Genomic DNA, 15,802 nt, shown 5'->3' on the forward strand with positions numbered 1-15,802 from the left:
AACTAGGCTCTACCACGTATTTCTTCTTTCCAGGCTTCCAGCTTTTTCTCCGCTTCTTGGAAAAATGCCTCTTCTCCCTCGTTATAGGCATTCTTCAGCTCCAAAATTCCTTCCGCCTGCTCCGCTTCTTTCAAAGCGTCTTCCCATTCTGCCTGCCATTCCTTGACCAGGTCTTCCTCTACTCCCTGCCAAAGCTCCTTGTACCGATCCTTCGGAAAGGTAATCTGAGACAGGAAATACAATCTTCGTAAAGCAGCCTTATCCTGATTTTTTCTATATAATTTCGCAAAGGCATCTCCTGCTCTTTGAAACTGCTTTAAATACAGGTAGGACTCTGCAATCTTACGAAGCCTTCTGCCATTTTCCTCCAAATGATATGCGTCCTGATAGGCATCCAAGGCCTTTCTGTATTTCTTTAAGGAAAAGAAGCTGTCTCCCATCCTTTCCTTCCGCTCCGGCTCGGATAGAGCCTGAATCCTTCTAAGCTCTAAGGAAAAGTCCTCCAGCTCTCTCTCCGTAAAATAGGAGCACTCCCGAAGCAGACGGAAAAGCAAACGCTCCTCCCGCTCCCCCATGTCCTTTAATTGCTTCAGCTTTTCGGAAAGCATGGGGCGATTCAAGCCGGTACTGACCCATTCCAAAAGACGATGATCCACAAAATGCTCCGGAATCAGGAGGGGATACTTTCCCACCGCATAGCAAAGCTCCTCCAAGGAATAGACAGAAATATCCAACCGCTCATAATAATAGGGAAATGTAGCTTCTTTTTGACATAAAATCACTGCCATACATTACTCCTTTCCCAAACTGATTCGCTCTTCAATCACCATACCGGAGGCAGGGTGCAAGTCTCCTAAGCCCCTATCCTCCACGGAAATCAAAATCGTGGACGCATCCACAAATCGACTCTTTAAAGAGAGCTTCGTGCAACGCTCCTCTCTCTTCGGAAAGCCTTCCAGTAGCATGCGAAGTTGCCTGCCCTTACTGCCCACAAAGGGCTGCACCGTAAAATCAATATAATCCTGCTGATCCGGTAAGAGCAAAATCTCCTCTTCCTTTTCCAACCAGGCATCTCCCGCCTTTGCCAGATAGTAGGGGAATTCCCTTTCCTTCTGACTCACTCGGACAGAAACATCATAGGCTACCCTGGTTTCACAAAGCAGAAGATACTCCTCCTCTTCTCCTCTTCCCAGGAGCTTTGCATATTCCAAGGCCCCGATGGCAAAGAGGAAGGATTCCACGCAAACTCTTCTTCCCTTTAAAAGTTTCTTCATAAAGCCCGGAGCAAAGTCCGTACTTTCAAAGCCCTTTCCGGACAAAAAGAAGGCACTGTAGACCTTCCCTCTGGTAATTTTATCGCTAAGACCGGAAAGAATCTGGTCCGCCATTCGCTTTCCCTGAGGCTTTTCCATAATGTCAAAGGAAATGGCCTCCGGCTGGGCTTCCCCCGCAGAAATGGCATACTTCTTCGCCCCCTTGGACACCTGCATTTCATAGTAGTGAAGCACCTGGTTGGAAAACTCAAACATGCCCACCAAGCGGTTGTAGAGGGTTTTATCCTGCCTTAAAAGGTAGTGGGCAAAGGCCTCGGTGTGGCTGATGCACTGCACCGAATACTCCTCTCCGAAAAGCTTTCCCAAAAGCTCCTTTAATCTTTTAAAGAGCTCCGGCTCTCCATCCCGAAGGGTAAGGACTAAAGTATCCTTTCCCTCTTCCTCCGGAAGTTCCTTTTCCGCTATCCGCTTCTCTCCTTCTTTCAGCAGAAAACGAAGGAAGATCGACAGAAGCTCCTCCGCCTCATAGCACTGCCCTTCAATGGTGGCACTGCCTTTTTTCTTAAACAGGGACAAGAGCTTATCCACAAGAACTACTCCTCCGGTGAGATTCTTCTTATAGGCTTCCTCTCCGATGGAGAACTCTGTCCCTCGCTTCTCTCTACAAAGAAGGGTAGGAAAGCGATATGTATATTCTTCTTGATATAGGGAAATGTCGGTATAGTCATCCCCTAAACTAATGCCAATGCTTTTCACAAATACCTCTTTCTCTTACTCCTCCAGTAATTTCGATAAAGCAATTTCCTTCTTGCCGTACTCTTCCATCATTTCCAGTAAAGGCTCCGCCTTCTTCTCCGTCATCAGTTCACACATCCGACAAAGCTTGGCATAGGCATCCTCTCCCATATAGGCCTTCTCGGATTCCTCCTTCTTCAGAGTGGATTGGTACAGTAAGGTATCCTCTTTCCCCAAGGTAAAGCGATATTCCATGCTTTCTCCCGGGAAAAGCAGGAAGGATGCTGTATAAATGCCGTGATAGCACTCCTGTAATTCCTCTCTGTGGAACTCCACTTCTCCCTGATTTCTTATGGATAGGAAGGGTTTTTCCTCTTCTCTTCCGTGATATTCCAAGACAGACTTTTCTAATATTTCATTGGGCAGGGAAACAAATTTTCCCAGCTCCTTGGTATAGCTGAAAATCAAAGACTTTTCCAAGAGAATAGGCAGGAAGGCGGAAAGCTCCTCCAGCTCTTCCTCCTTAAGCTCCGCTCTCTTGGAGAAGGAAAGGCTTAGTGCCAAAAGATAAAGTACCGGTACTCTTTCCTTATGGCTTTCTCCCCTGACCTCTTCAAAAATCTGCTGCATAATCCATTCTTTTTCCGGCTTCTGTCCCAGGAAGACAGAGGCGGAATAGGCTGTAAAAAAGGCACGAAGAAGTAAAGGATCCGCTCCCCCGTAACGGGTATAGAGAGCAAAAATTTCTTCGCTTTCCTTTCGTTTCTCCGTAAAAAGGCTCTGGGCCAAAAGCCGCTCCCCCATGTTTAAGAAGGAAGAAGAGGGAATCTTCGCCTTCTGCTGTTTCTTTTGGTCTGCTACCCGCATCATTTGCAGCATCTCTTCTGTGGTGCCGTTATATTCCTCCAAAAGGAAATGAAGAATACTGTCCTTTTCCAGCTTGGAAAGAAAGGCTTTTTCCGAAAGATACAAAAGCATCTCTCTTTCCTCTTCCCCGTAAACCTTCTCTCCCTGTCCTTCGGAAAGAGCCCCCTCTAAAAATGCCTCCAAAGCCCGCTTATCCAAGGAAAGGTAGGGATAGGCAATGAGATATTCCAAAGCCTTGTCATAATCTCCCCGATAAATCAGGGCACTAAGCACATCCTCCTTCTCTTCCTTCTTTAAAGCGGCAAAGGAAAGGGCATGGAGAAATTCCAGATTCTCCTTAGGGAACTCTACTCCCTCCGCCTTCTTATGATAGGAAAGAATCAGATGCAAAATCTTCATCCGAAAATACAGGGTAAAGTCCTCATAGGAAAAGGCCTTTTCCATCAGTTCCAAATCCTTACTGTCGGAAATTCCCTTTTCCACCAGGCTAAGGGTCTTCCGAATCAGGAAAATGCCCTTATCCTCCGAGAGGCTTTGGCACTTCTTCTCCAACTCCGTCTCTTCCATCAGTCTGGTCTTTCTGTGAGGCACCCGACTGTATCGGTTTCCTAAGGCATCCTGGAAAAGAAGAATCATATTGGGAAGGGGCATGGGTACCGTACAAAATCCCCCCTTCACCGGGAAGGAACATTCCCGACGCAACGCAGGGTGGGTCAGAACCAAACGCTCAATATTCTGATCCTCCACCTCCACCAGATAGCTGTTTAAAATCTTCGGAAGGAACTCCGCCATCCGTTCATCAATCATTTCCGGTAAAATCAGCTTGCTATACAACAAAGCCAGCTCCTCATTAATCTCCCCCTGCAAAAGACAGGAAATGGCATAGTCCTGCATCGGTCTTGCAAAGTGGGAGAAAATCTCGGAACCTTCCTGGAAATTCTTCAAAATATTATAATAAAGAGGAAGCTTAATCCCCTCTTCTAAACGATACTCATAGGAGAAATAAAGATATACCCCTTTAGGCAATTCTTCCGCATAGCCCATGGGCATAGCATAAAGGAGATTCTCGTACAATTTGGTAATCTTAACATTCTCCTCCACACCCTTTTTATAAAGGGCAAAGGCACTAAGCCTCCAATCTCCTCTGTGGATGCACTCCGTAATCTTTTCTTCCAGACTTGCATCCTCCGGAAAATGGAGAACCTCCTCCCTTTCCTCCCGTCTTTGGTAGGGAAGCACCTCTCGCTTCTTGGCATTCTTAGGCCGATGAGAGAAATAAGTCAAAAACTCCTCTAAAGCAAGAGTCCTGTCCCCGCAGGGCTTTAAAAGCTCATAAAGTCTAAGGGCGGTAATGTCCTGAAAAATAGGAGCTTCCAAAAAGTCGCTGTAATCAAAGATTCTGCTACAGCCCTTTCTGTCCTCCTCCGCCATCTGTTGCAAATGAGAATAATCCTTAATCTCATGGATTTGCTTTGCAGAGGGCTGCTTTTCCACCACAAAGGAATAGGGAATCCGCTTCTCTCCCCCATTGTACACAAAGCAAAGCTCCCCTTTGATTTCCTCCTCATCCCCCAGATTCTTCGTATCAATGGTAAAGCTTACCTTGGTACGCACACCCCCAAAGGCGGATTTATGCAGGGTAAGATAGGGGCCCTTGGCATAGACCAGGCCACGCATGGCCACTCCATTTACCGACTGCAAAAAGATTTCAAAGGTTCGACTCTCTCTATAAGGAATTACTGCCATAATCTTCTCAACAGAAAAATGCAGGGAAGGGATTCCTTCCTCAATAATTCCTCTGGCTAACTTATTGATTTTTTCTCTCATAGCAAACTCTCCATAGGGCTTTATTTTAGCACAGGAAGCCCTTTCGAGAAAGACAGAATTTTCCATTAACGCTTCCTTCTATTGCAACTAGGCTTACAATTCTGTTAAACTAATTCCATTCTTTGCTTTTTTCTCTTTAAGGCTCAATACTTTCTTTCGGAAAAGCAATTTCCTTAGAGCAGTATAGCGTATTTCTTAGAAAAAAGCGCATTTTGCAAATATTTATATTCTGAATAAGCTGGGAACCCCCATTTAGGGGATAAAGAAAGGAATTTATGGCTACAGAAGCATTGACCCAATACAAACTGATGATTCTTTACTTACTTCATTCCGTAAAATACCCCCTAAGCAACAGTCGGCTTAGTGGATTTTTTTTAGAAAATGAATATACCACCTATTTTACTTTACAGCAATGCATCAATGATTTGGTGGAAGCTTCCCTTATTTCCGCAGAACATAGCCAAAGTACCACCCGCTACGAAATCACGGAGGAGGGCAAGCAGACATTAAACTTCTTTTCCCAGGATATTCCGGAGCTGGTACGGGAGGATATAGACCTCTTTCTTTCCAAAAACAAAAGCCGCCTGCAAAGTGAGGCGGCCTTATATTCCGATTATTCGGAGACAGACACAAAGGAATACCTTGTGCAGTTGGAAATTCGGGAAAATCGCACCCTGCTCTGTAGAGTGGAGCTTACGGTTCCCGATGAAGAAAGTGCCAAGGCCCTTTGCTTAAAATGGGAGGCCAAGCACCAAAAGGTCTATACCTATCTTTTACAGGAATTTTTAGGGGAAGAGTAGCGTTTACGCCTGTACTTCCTTCTTGTCCTTTAAAAGCTTCTCCACACTCACCAGCTTTACACAGAGGGTGAAAAGCTCGGAGGCAATACGCAGATCCTCCAGTGGGGGATAGGTTGGCGCAATACGGATATTGCTGTCATTAGGATCCTTCTTATAGGGGAAGGCGGAGCCTGCAGGAGTCAGTGTTACTCCCGCCTTCTTACATTTATCCACTACAGCCTTGGCACAGCCGGGCAGGGTTTCAAAGCTGATGAAATATCCCCCCTTCGGCTTGGTCCATTCTCCCACACCGGTGCCTGCAAGGTTTTTCTCGAAAATAACCTCCACCATCTCAAACTTAGGCCGAAGAATATTGGCATGCTTCTGCATGTGCTTCACCATACCGTGGATGTCTTGGAAGAAACGAACATGACGAAGCTGGTTTACCTTATCGTGTCCGATGGTCTGGTACTGTACCTGCTTCTTAATATCGTCCAGGTTGTTTAAGCTGGTTGCCATGGAAGCAATACCGGAGCCCGGGAAGGAAATCTTGGAGGTGGAGGCAAACTTATACACCAAATCCGGATGTCCCGCTCTCTTACACTCCGCCAAAATCTCAATCAAATAATCCTGCTCATGGTCATAAAGGTGATGCATACCATAGGCATTGTCCCAGTAGATACGGAAGTCTCTTGCTGCCGGCTTCAGGCGGGCAAAACGGCGTACCGTCTCATCGGAATAGCTATAGCCCTGAGGATTGGAGTACTTCGGCACACACCAGATTCCCTTAATCGCCTCATCGGAAGCTACCAGTTCCTCCACCATATCCATATCCGGACCCTGCTCCGTCATAGGTACCGGAATCATTTTAATCCCAAAGTACTCGGTAATGGCAAAGTGACGATCGTAACCGGGAACCGGGCAAAGCCACTTTACCTCATCCAGCTTACACCAGGGGGTACTTCCCATAACACCGTGAGTCATGGAACGGGAAATGGAGTCATACATCACATTCAAAGAAGAGTTTCCGAAAATAAGGATATGGTCAGGATGATTTTCCATCATATCGGAAAGTAGCTCCTTGGCCTCTGCAATTCCATCCAATACCCCGTAATTTCGAACATCCACACCCTCGCTGGAATACATATCCGCATTGCTGTCCAGAGCATCCATCATATCATTGCTCAAATCCAGCTGCTCTCTACAGGGCTTTCCTCTACTCATATCCAGGTTCATATCCATGGTCTGGTAGCGCCTGTATTCATCCTTTAATTCCGCTCTTAAGGCTTCCAATTCCTCTACGGATAATTCCTCATATCTTGCCATATTTCCACCTCTTTCTCCTACTTGCTTTCCCGCTTTTTTCTTCGCCATCCGCTACTCTCCTTTTGGTATAAGTATACGAGAAAAAAGTATACTATCCTTTTCCTGTCCTAGCAAGAAAATTTCCATGTCTACGACTTTGATTTCCATTTGTACAGTTTCAATTTCCATTCTACTGTTTCAAATCCAGTAGCCAGTCTCTTGCATTCAGAATCTTTATGCCGTCTATATCCCTTGAAGGGTCATCATCCAGTGTAAGAAGCACCTTGGGATAGTCGTCCTGAAGCATTTGCAATGGTCTTAATTCTCTATTCAAGGTAGCTTCTTCTCTTACCGTCAGAGCCACCTGATAATAATGATTGCCGTCCTGATTTTGTGCGACAAAATCCACCTCAAAGCTATCCACCTTTCCCACATACACATCATAGGATCTGCGAAGCAATTCCAGATAAATAATATTTTCCAGTATATGGCCTGCATCCATAGCTTGTTTGCCCAGAAGCATATATCGAAGTCCAATATCTACCACATAGTATTTATCCAAGGTCTTAAGGTACTGTTTCCCTTTGATATCAAAGCGTTTAGCCTGATAAATGACGTAAGATTCCTTCAAAGCCGTAAGATATTTTTCTATCGTTTTAGAATCAATCTTCCTACCGTCGGAAGTCATGGTATCCGCTATTTTTTTGGTGGAAAAGGGATTCCCGATATTGTCAAAAATAAACTTCAAAACACTTTGAAGCATCATAGAATCCGTCACCTGTTTCCGATTCATGATATCTTTAATTACTATTGTATTGTAGATACTTTCCAAATAATCTCTAATAATATTCGGTTCGGAATCCAATGCTAAAGCGTAAGGAAACGAGCTGGATACTAAGTATTCAGTATATCTTGTAATCCTATCTTCAAATCCCCCCTTTGCCAGACAATATTCCTTAAAAGACAGAGGAAGCATCTCAATCTGGATATATCTTCCGGAAATCAGGGTAGCTATCTCACTGGAAAGCATATAGGCATTGGAGCCGGTCACATACAAATCTATATCCGGGTTTAACTGTAGACTATCCAATACTTTAGGAAACTTATCTACATTTTGAATTTCATCCAGAAAAATATAAGTCTTGCTGTTTTTCTTTAAATTCTCTTTAATATATTTATGAAGACTTCTATAATTATTCAAGTCCTCATACTCCAAATCCTCAAAGTTAATAAAAATAATTTGGGATTGATCAATCCCTTGCTCTAACAGCCAATCTTGGAACTGGAGCAGTAGCGTTGATTTTCCGCATCTTCTTATTCCGGTCACAATCTTGATAATGTGTTTATCCTTGAGAGCCTTTAGCTTATTCAGATATTCTTCTCTTATAATCACCCCGGCACCTCCCTTCCCGTTGAGAATAGCATCCTTTCTATAGAAAGTAAAGTTTTTGGATTTAATTCCGAAAACTATTTGTTTTGTGATAGTTTTCGGAATGCATTCCAAAAAGTTTTTATTTTGTGATAGTTTTTGAAATGCATTCCTAAAAGTTTTTTGGTTCTAATATTTTTTTGAATCTACTCCATAAATAATTGAGTTTTGACTACGGATTTTTGACACTAAAAAAGGAGCTATAAAATGATCAAGTTTTACATAGACTCTATGCAAGATAGAAAACTTCTCCGATTATTCTCCAGCTCCTTTTGAAATAGTCTTGCTTTTCTTAATTGCTTCCTTCTGTTGTCTCTGTTGTCTCTGTAGTCTCCGTTGTTTCCTGCTTTTCCACTATCCCCGCTTTTTCTTTCAGCAAAGGATTCTTCTCCAACGCTTCCATACGGTTTTTCAGAAAGCTAAGCTCCCTTTTCGCATCTTCATCTCCCGGATAACGGGTACAGTATTGCTGAAAGGCTTCATAAGCTTCCTGCCATTTGGCGGTCTTCTCCAGATATACCGCCCCATCAAAAAGATATTCCCTATCTTCTTCCAGCCCCTTTTCTTTGATTTCTGAAAGGAGCTTCTCCGCATCCTCCAGCTTATTGTCATTCAAAGCAGTTCCCAGCTCCTGAATCAGCTTTTTTCCGGCAATTCTCTCTTCCAGCAGGGGCAAATCCTTTTTCGCCAAGGTCTTATAGCTTTGCAAACTTTCCTCCGCATCGGAAATATTTCCCAATTGAATTTCCGCCTCAATCTTATAAGCGAGAATATCCATTTGCAAAGCGGAGACCTGCCCGTTACTTTTCTCCAAGGCCAGATTAAAGTTTTCCAATGCCGTCTTTCCGTCTCCCCGTTCCAGGGCTTCTATTCCCAGAAGACGATATTCCTTCGCCTTATTCTTACAGGCAAAAAGGCTTAAGGAGAGAAGGAGAAAGAGTAGCAGAAAAGAGCTTAAGCTTTTTCCTTTTTTGTTCTTCCTTTTTTGCATTTTCCCCTCCTATTATGCCTTCCCGGTGGTGCCAAAACCCCCACGGTCTTCGTTATCCAGATGATCCACCTCGATAAAATGTACCTCCGGCTGGTGAGGCATCAAGCGGAACTGTCCGATTCGATCGTTGATATGAATTTCCGTATCTCGCATGGCTAAGATAGGCATATGGATAATGTCATTGTCGCCGCAGAAGGATTCATCCACCACTCCCATGGCATTGGTTTGCAAAATCCCGAAGTTCTTATAGGCCGAGCTTCTGGGAACAATCAGCATTTCATAGCCCTTGGGAATTTCCACGGAGATACCCATACTGATTAGTCGGTATTCTCCCTGCTTCATACTGACATTTTCCGCTACCCGTAAATCAATCCAGTCACTTTTTCCGTCAATGTAGCGAAGCTTTTCCAGCTCCTTTACATGATATTTGATTTTTAACTTAGCCTCCACTTGCATTTCTCCTTTCTCCAGGAATTTCTTTGCACTCCCTTTTCTTCTCTATAACAGTTTCTTAACGGCTTTCTACGGCAGGTTCCCCTTGCAGGGAGAAGGTTTAAGTCTTTCGATTCTTCTTCGAGTTCCGGCTCCCGAATCTCTTCTAAGTCCTCTTCGGGCTCCGGTTCCACATCAGCCTCTGATTTATCTTCGGTTTCCGAGTTCTCGAATACTTCGTTGTCTTCTTCCAGCTCTACTTCCTTCTCCGCCTCCAATTCCATAAGATAAGCTTCGATAAAGCTTTCTTCCTCTTGCAAAAGGTCCCTGCCTACTGTTCCGGGTCCAATGCCTTCGCGTCCTCCTGCCCTTCTGTACTTTCTTCCGCTGTTTCTTCCGCTTCTACCTCCGCCTCATCCGCAGCTTCTTCCAGTTCTTTTTCTTCTTCGCTTTCCGCAGAAAATTCCGGCTCCGGAGTCTCTTCCTCTACAGCATCTTCCGGCTCTGTACTTTCTTCCGCCTCATCCGTAACTTCTTCCGGTTCTTCGTCCGGCTCTTCTTTTTGATCTTCCAACTGCTCTTCTTTAGCTTCTTCTACCTTCTCCGGCTCTAAGCCAAGGCTGTCCTTAAGTTCCTCCGTTACTTCCTCTTCCAAAAGCTTCTCCAGATCCTTGGGAAGACTGGGAAGGGAGGCAAGAGAATCTACACCGAAACGAGTCAGGAACTCCTCGGTGGTGCCGAAGAGCACAGGTCTTCCCGGAGCGTCCAAACGGCCCACTTCTTCAATCAAGCCGAATTCCACCAAACGATTTACCGCATGGTCGGACTTTACCCCACGAATCCGCTCTACCTCTGCCTTTGTAACCGGCTGGCAGTAGGCGATAATGGAAAGGGTTTCCAAATGCACATCGGAAAGCACCGGTTTCCTACTCTGCTTAACCACTCGAATCAAAGCATCATAGGTTTTGGGATGACTGACCATCTGATATTTTCCCTCCAGCTTTCGGATCAAAAGCCCTCCCTGTCGCTCCTCATATTTCTTCCGTAAACGCTCTGCCGCAAGCTCTGCTCCATCCACACCCATGTGCAGACAAATTGCCATCTCTTCCAGACTCACGGTTCTTCCCAAAGAAAACAAAAGAGCTTCCAGTAAATCTTCCTCTTCCTGCAAGCTTAGGGCATCTTCTCTTTCTATTTCTTCCTGCAAGCTAAGAACCGGGGCATTATCCCGAGAGCCTTCGGCTTTTTCTTCCACCGAATCCCTATCCCGTAAGACTTCGGCAGCTTCCCCTGCCAAAGTTTTTTCCAACTCTTCTTTCAAAGAGTACTGTTCGTTTTCCTCCACCTGCCTTACTCCCTTCTAAAAGCTATTTAAGATAAATTCTTTTCTATATTTAATTCACTGACGAGACCTTCCATGCATAGCTTGCGCAGCGCTTTATTAATCAAAATCTTCCACCAGCGTCAGATCCATTTCTTCCTGCTCCGCTTCTTTATTAACAGTAATATCCAGGTCTCCAAAGGCATTTTCCTGCTTAAGAGTAATCTTCCCCATTTTCATCAGCTCCAAAATGGCCAAGAAGCTCACCACCGTCTCCGTCTTTCCCTGCTTTTTCTTTAGCATTTGTCGGAAGGAAAATCGGCCGTGGCTCTTCGCATAAGCCAGAATATCCTGCATTTTCCCCTGCAAGCTTATCTTTTCCCGCTTAATCTTTCCAAAGTTTGCCCGAAGCTGGTCCTTTCTGGCTTCCTTCCTCCTTAAAATCTCCTTCATGGTCTCCCGAAGGCGAAGAATATCCAAGCCCTTCAACAGATCCTCCAGATCCAAAGGCGGCTTGTACTTTTCCACTTCCTTCGGAATACTGGGTTCCTTTTCAATGATATTGGGGGCAGTTTCTTCCTTGGTTCGTAGCATTCTGCTGATTCTTTTATATTTTTTATATTCTAAAAGTCTCTGTACCAGCTCTTCTCTGGGATCTACTTCCTCCCCTTCCTCTTCCTCCTTCTTGGGCAGCAACATTCTGGCCTTCATTTCCAGAAGCGTCACTGCCATCAGCAGGAAGGCGGAAACGATTTCCAAATCCTCTTCCTCCAGCGCCTTCATATATTCCAGATACTGCTCTGTGATTTCCGAAATTGGAATATCATAGATATCGATTTTATTTTTTTCAATAAGGTGGAGCAATAAGTCCAGCGGCCCCTCAAAGGCATCCAGCTTATAAAAAATCACCTTTTCTTCCATCATTTTCTCCTTACGCTTCTCCCATCGGAAGAATGTCAAAGCAAGCCAGCTCCGGGAAGTTTGCCAAGCGCACATTGATGCTGTGGGTGCCCAGTCCCCTTCCGGTAAAATGCCATTGTCCCCCTACTTTTCGTAAACCTCTTGGATTCTTCACAAAAAACTTATACTGGGGAGTCATCAAAGCAAAGCCCGGGAAGCCGATAGCCCCTCCATGAAAATGTCCGGACAGCACCAAGTCCACCGGCAAAGCCTCCATTTCCGCTTGATAAAAGGGGCTGTGCATTAAGGCAATACGAAAAATGTTTTTTGGCCGATTCTCCCCGGTAGCTTCTATAGCCTTTTCCCAATTTTTCTTATCCTCTTCCCCTAAGGGTTTTTTCTTCTTCCAAAGTAGAGGCTGATAATAGGATAAATCCAAGGACAAACCGCTAAGTTCTAAGTCCTGCTCTAAGCGCAGGGAACGATTTTCTAAGAGCTCCACCTTTTCCAAAGCCTTCCAAAAGGCCTGCTGCTTTCCCTGAAAATCCTCTTTACTAAACAACTTTTCTTCATGGTTTCCAAAGGCATAGTAAAGAGGATATTTTTCTGCTAAAGCATACAGCAAACGACAGGAATTTTCCACCTCATCTCTCTCCGCCGTTTTTTCTCCGGAATAGCTTATAGGAAAATCTCCCCCAATGAAAATCCATCGAGGCTTTAATTCCTCAATTTTTTTCAATAAAAGAGTATTATCCTTTCCAAAGCTCTTGTCATGGAGGTCTGTCAGGAAGAGAAAACGATAGGCTTTATTTACCTTGTCAGTAGAAATCCTATACCTCTCCACTCTGAGTTGATTTCTTTCCCAGTGAGAATAGATAAGCAGGAGTATGGGAAGAATTAAGAGGAAAAGAAAAGTCATTTTGTCTATTCCTTTCTATACGAATCTGCATAGTAATGTTAAAATTATACAAGATAGAAGAATTCTTTATATTTTGTCTTCCTTTTCTCATTCTAAAAGGAGTATATGTGATTAGTTATGCCCCATTTTGGCGACTGATTGAACGAGAACAAGTGAGCCAATATCGTCTTATTCAAGACCACAAAGTTTCTGCCGCACTGCTGCATCGTTTGAAGAAAAACCTACCGGTCTCTACAGAAACCATACGACAGCTTTGCCTTTTGTTTTCCTGTACTGTTTCAGACATTATGGAAGTACGTCCTTAGAGACCGGGCATAGTCATATATGGTATTTTATCATAGGGAAAAGGTCTGCCAGAGAAGGAACTCTGACAGACCTTTTTCGTACATTTCTTTCAGAAAATGCGGTTTATCTATAGAAGCGTCTGCCTCTTAGGCTTCGGAGTGTCCTTCCTCTTTGCCCTCATTTTCCTCTGTTCCTTCTTTCAGCTCTGAAGAATTTTCCGGATGCTCTTCTCTTCCTTCCTTTTCCTTTACTTCGGCAAAGATCTTCATAAACTCTTTTCCGGTAATGGTTTCCTTCTCAATCAGGAACTTTGCAATCTCATCCAGAGCAAAACGATTTTCCAACAAAATCTTCTTGGACTCTTCGTAGCACTCCTTCAAAATGCGTGCCACTTCCTGGTCCACCTCTGTAGCGGTATCGTCTCCGCACTCTAAGACAGCCCGACCTCCCAGGTACATATTTTCCTGTCTGGCAAGTCCCATTAAGCCGAACTTCTCGGACATACCGTACTGGGTTACCATCGCTCTGGCAATCTTCGTCGCCTTCTCAATATCATTGCTGGCTCCGGTAGTTACAGTTTCAAAAACGATTTCCTCTGCCGCTCTGCCTGCCAGACATTCCACCATCATGGAATGAAGCTCTGCCTTGGTATTCAGATATTTTTCTTCCTCAGGTACCTGCATAACGTAGCCCAGAGCTCCCATGGTTCTAGGGACAATGGTAATCTTCTGTACCGGCTCGGAGTGCTTCTGCACTGCTGCCACAAGGGCATGTCCTACCTCGTGGTAAGAAACAATCTTTCTCTCCTGCTGGGAAAGGATACGATCCTTCTTTTCCTTACCTACCAAAACCACTTCCACCGCCTCAAACAAGTCCTTCTGGCTAACCTTTTCTCTACCATTTTTTACCGCAGTGATGGCGGATTCGTTCATCATGTTGGCAAGATCCGCTCCCACCGCGCCGCTGGTGGCCAAGGCGATTTCGTCAAAGTCCACGCTGTCGTCCAGCTTGATGTCCTTGGCATGCACCTTTAAGATATTGACTCTTCCCTTCAAATCAGGCTTTTCCACAATGACACGGCGGTCAAAACGTCCCGGACGAAGCAAAGCCGGATCCAGGATTTCCGGACGGTTGGTGGCCCCCATGACCATGATTCCCTTCCCCGCATCAAAGCCATCCATTTCGGAAAGGAGCTGATTCAGAGTCTGTTCTCTTTCATCATTGCCCCCGTAACGGGTATCTCTGGTCTTACCGATGGCATCAATCTCATCAATGAATATGATGCAAGGCGCAGTCTGGTTTGCCTGTCGGAACAAATCTCTTACACGGCTGGCTCCCACACCAACGAACATCTCCACAAAGTCTGAACCGGAAAGAGAGTAGAAGGGCACATTGGCCTCTCCTGCCACAGCCTTGGCCAGAAGGGTTTTTCCGGTTCCCGGAGGCCCTACCAAAAGGGCTCCCTTAGGAAGCTTTGCACCGATAGAAGTATACTTTGTGGGATTATGTAGGAAGTCTACGATTTCTACAAGGCTTTCCTTCGCCTCATCCTCACCTGCTACATCCTTAAAGCTGATGCCGGTGTCCTTCTGCATATACATCTTCGCCTTGGACTTACCCACCCCGGAGAATCCTCCACCGGAGGCTCCCATTTTCTTCACCATGGTGTTCATCAGAAGAATCAGGAAAACAAAGGGTAGCACAATACTGACAATAATCTGCATCAGAAAGGCGGAATTATCCGGTCTCTTTCTGTAAATCTCCACGTTATGTCTATAGAGACGCTCCACCAAAGATGCCGCATCCGCGTTGACCGGCACAACATAATAGACTCTGCTTTCTCCCTGCGTCAGTCCAGAAGAGCTGTCGGATCCTGCATTATTTCTTCTCTTCAAATGATTCTTTAAAATCATCCCCAGGATAGTTTCCCAAGAAGTCCTCTCGGAAATATCCTCCTTAAAATAAACCTCTTCCGATTTTAAACCGTTCTCTTTGAGACCTTCCTCATTATTCTTAGAGGAATCTTGCGACAAGGAGGAATTCTGTTCAGAGAAAGAAGTTTCTTCCTTTGACGTATCAAAGTTCAAGGCCTTTCCTTCTTCATCATCCCTGGCAATGCCTTCCTTCTCCTCTTTACTTGGATTCTCCTTCGGTTGCTCTGTCTGCACTCTACTCTTGGGGTAAACCGTAATCTGTCCGTCTCCCCACTCTACCTTGGCCACCAAGTCCTGATCCACCATAGAAAGAAAACGACTATAGCTTAATTCCTGAGACATGCCCTTGGTCATAAAACGCTGGGCTACCGTATATATAAAGAAGGTTACTGTTGCCGCTATTAAAACGATGAGAACCGTCTGTCCCCAGTTGGAGAAGCCTCCATTCTCACCGCCTTTAAAATCATTATTATTATCCATTCCACTCTCCTTATTCTCATGGCTTACGCCGTTCTACCATTATACGGAGAGCCCCCACATAAAGCAAGGCAAATCGGAGTCGCCACAAGCTTTTTCCGTTTTGCCTATTTTTTTAAGATTTTCTATTATTTTTTTTGACAAACAAGGTTCCAAGAAGTTCCTCTTACAACAAAGCGAAAGCTGAAAAAGTTCAATATCCTAGTGTTTTCTTGCATATAGGTCTGAAAATGGGGTAATCTGAGCCCGTCAGCACTTGCTGAAATCAAGCAAAGCGCCGATTGAAGCTTAGTGCTGCTACGAAGGCGAAGTTAGCGAGAGCGTGCC

At 44.8% G+C, this 15,802-nt stretch carries 14 protein-coding genes; 2 read left to right on the forward strand and 12 right to left on the reverse strand.

Features of this window, described 5'->3' with window-relative positions; all coding sequences use genetic code 11:
* Nucleotides 1-2: 2 nt before the first annotated feature.
* The 3 genes from HNQ46_RS03520 to HNQ46_RS03530 are packed head-to-tail and all read right to left on the reverse strand — an operon-like array spanning nt 3 to nt 4,703.
* A complete protein-coding gene (locus HNQ46_RS03520) occupies nt 3-788 on the reverse strand; it encodes a tetratricopeptide repeat protein (RefSeq protein WP_183683103.1) in 786 nt (261 codons plus the stop codon).
* Nucleotides 789-791: 3 nt separating this feature from the next.
* Entirely contained in the window at nt 792-2,030 is a 1,239-nt protein-coding gene (locus HNQ46_RS03525; protein ID WP_183683105.1) for a DUF5716 family protein, read from the reverse strand.
* Nucleotides 2,031-2,045: 15 nt separating this feature from the next.
* Complete coding sequence (locus HNQ46_RS03530) at nt 2,046-4,703, reverse strand: DUF5717 family protein (RefSeq protein WP_243155834.1); 2,658 nt, start codon at nt 4,701-4,703, stop codon at nt 2,046-2,048.
* A gap of 275 nt (nt 4,704-4,978) precedes the next feature.
* Here HNQ46_RS03530 and HNQ46_RS03535 point away from each other — a divergent pair, with 275 nt between their 5' ends.
* Nucleotides 4,979-5,503 (forward strand): DUF4364 family protein, encoded by a 525-nt coding sequence (locus tag HNQ46_RS03535; RefSeq protein ID WP_183683112.1) that lies wholly within the window; start codon nt 4,979-4,981, stop codon nt 5,501-5,503.
* Between the two features lie 3 nt (nt 5,504-5,506).
* On the opposite strand, the gene HNQ46_RS03540 is transcribed toward HNQ46_RS03535, so the two are convergent.
* The 8 genes from HNQ46_RS03540 to HNQ46_RS03575 form a co-directional block, all read right to left on the reverse strand.
* Nucleotides 5,507-6,808, reverse strand: coding sequence for a PLP-dependent aminotransferase family protein (locus tag HNQ46_RS03540; protein WP_183683375.1), 1,302 nt, complete (start codon nt 6,806-6,808; stop codon nt 5,507-5,509).
* Between the two features lie 169 nt (nt 6,809-6,977).
* The gene (locus HNQ46_RS03545; RefSeq protein WP_183683116.1) at nt 6,978-8,180 is read right to left on the reverse strand and encodes an ATP-binding protein; all 1,203 of its coding nucleotides are present in this window, start codon (nt 8,178-8,180) and stop codon (nt 6,978-6,980) included.
* 328 nt (nt 8,181-8,508) lie between these two features.
* A complete protein-coding gene (locus HNQ46_RS03550; RefSeq protein WP_183683119.1) occupies nt 8,509-9,207 on the reverse strand; it encodes a tetratricopeptide repeat protein in 699 nt (232 codons plus the stop codon).
* A gap of 12 nt (nt 9,208-9,219) precedes the next feature.
* Complete coding sequence (locus tag HNQ46_RS03555; RefSeq protein WP_040649546.1) at nt 9,220-9,657, reverse strand: dUTP diphosphatase; 438 nt, start codon at nt 9,655-9,657, stop codon at nt 9,220-9,222.
* Nucleotides 9,642-9,959: a hypothetical protein gene (locus HNQ46_RS03560; protein WP_007157865.1), complete on the reverse strand. Its 318-nt coding sequence runs from the start codon at nt 9,957-9,959 to the stop codon at nt 9,642-9,644. The genes HNQ46_RS03555 and HNQ46_RS03560 overlap by 16 nt, the downstream gene beginning before the upstream one ends.
* An 11-nt stretch (nt 9,960-9,970) precedes the next feature.
* The gene (gene scpB / locus HNQ46_RS03565) at nt 9,971-10,984 is read right to left on the reverse strand and encodes an SMC-Scp complex subunit ScpB (RefSeq protein ID WP_183683122.1); all 1,014 of its coding nucleotides are present in this window, start codon (nt 10,982-10,984) and stop codon (nt 9,971-9,973) included.
* Between the two features lie 96 nt (nt 10,985-11,080).
* Nucleotides 11,081-11,884, reverse strand: a complete 804-nt coding sequence (locus HNQ46_RS03570; protein WP_183683124.1) for a segregation and condensation protein A — start codon at nt 11,882-11,884, stop codon at nt 11,081-11,083.
* A gap of 7 nt (nt 11,885-11,891) precedes the next feature.
* Entirely contained in the window at nt 11,892-12,779 is an 888-nt protein-coding gene (locus HNQ46_RS03575; RefSeq protein ID WP_183683127.1) for a metallophosphoesterase, read from the reverse strand.
* Between the two features lie 35 nt (nt 12,780-12,814).
* Here HNQ46_RS03575 and HNQ46_RS12280 point away from each other — a divergent pair, with 35 nt between their 5' ends.
* Nucleotides 12,815-13,084, forward strand: coding sequence for a helix-turn-helix domain-containing protein (locus HNQ46_RS12280; protein WP_243155835.1), 270 nt, complete (start codon nt 12,815-12,817; stop codon nt 13,082-13,084).
* Nucleotides 13,085-13,210: 126 nt separating this feature from the next.
* Here HNQ46_RS12280 and ftsH read toward each other — a convergent pair whose 3' ends face one another.
* On the reverse strand, nt 13,211-15,478 hold the full coding sequence (gene ftsH, locus HNQ46_RS03585) for an ATP-dependent zinc metalloprotease FtsH (RefSeq protein WP_183683133.1): 2,268 nt from the start codon (nt 15,476-15,478) through the stop codon (nt 13,211-13,213).
* Nucleotides 15,479-15,802: the final 324 nt, after the last annotated feature.

Origin of the sequence: Oribacterium sinus (assembly GCF_014202695.1) — a bacterium.
GTDB lineage: Bacteria > Bacillota > Clostridia > Lachnospirales > Lachnospiraceae > Oribacterium > Oribacterium sinus.

What these genes read in the sequence shown, in the direction of transcription:
- HNQ46_RS12280 (WP_243155835.1), top strand. Translation starts at nt 12,815, where the DNA reads ATGTTAAAATTATACAAGATAGAAGAATTCTTTATATTTTGTCTTCCT.
- HNQ46_RS03570 (WP_183683124.1), bottom strand. Translation starts at nt 11,884, where the DNA reads ATGATGGAAGAAAAGGTGATTTTTTATAAGCTGGATGCCTTTGAGGGG.
- HNQ46_RS03520 (WP_183683103.1), bottom strand. Translation starts at nt 788, where the DNA reads ATGGCAGTGATTTTATGTCAAAAAGAAGCTACATTTCCCTATTATTAT.
- HNQ46_RS03575 (WP_183683127.1), bottom strand. Translation starts at nt 12,779, where the DNA reads ATGACTTTTCTTTTCCTCTTAATTCTTCCCATACTCCTGCTTATCTAT.
- ftsH (WP_183683133.1), bottom strand. Translation starts at nt 15,478, where the DNA reads ATGGATAATAATAATGATTTTAAAGGCGGTGAGAATGGAGGCTTCTCC.
- HNQ46_RS03540 (WP_183683375.1), bottom strand. Translation starts at nt 6,808, where the DNA reads ATGGCAAGATATGAGGAATTATCCGTAGAGGAATTGGAAGCCTTAAGA.
- HNQ46_RS03550 (WP_183683119.1), bottom strand. Translation starts at nt 9,207, where the DNA reads ATGCAAAAAAGGAAGAACAAAAAAGGAAAAAGCTTAAGCTCTTTTCTG.
- HNQ46_RS03535 (WP_183683112.1), top strand. Translation starts at nt 4,979, where the DNA reads ATGGCTACAGAAGCATTGACCCAATACAAACTGATGATTCTTTACTTA.
- HNQ46_RS03530 (WP_243155834.1), bottom strand. Translation starts at nt 4,703, where the DNA reads ATGAGAGAAAAAATCAATAAGTTAGCCAGAGGAATTATTGAGGAAGGA.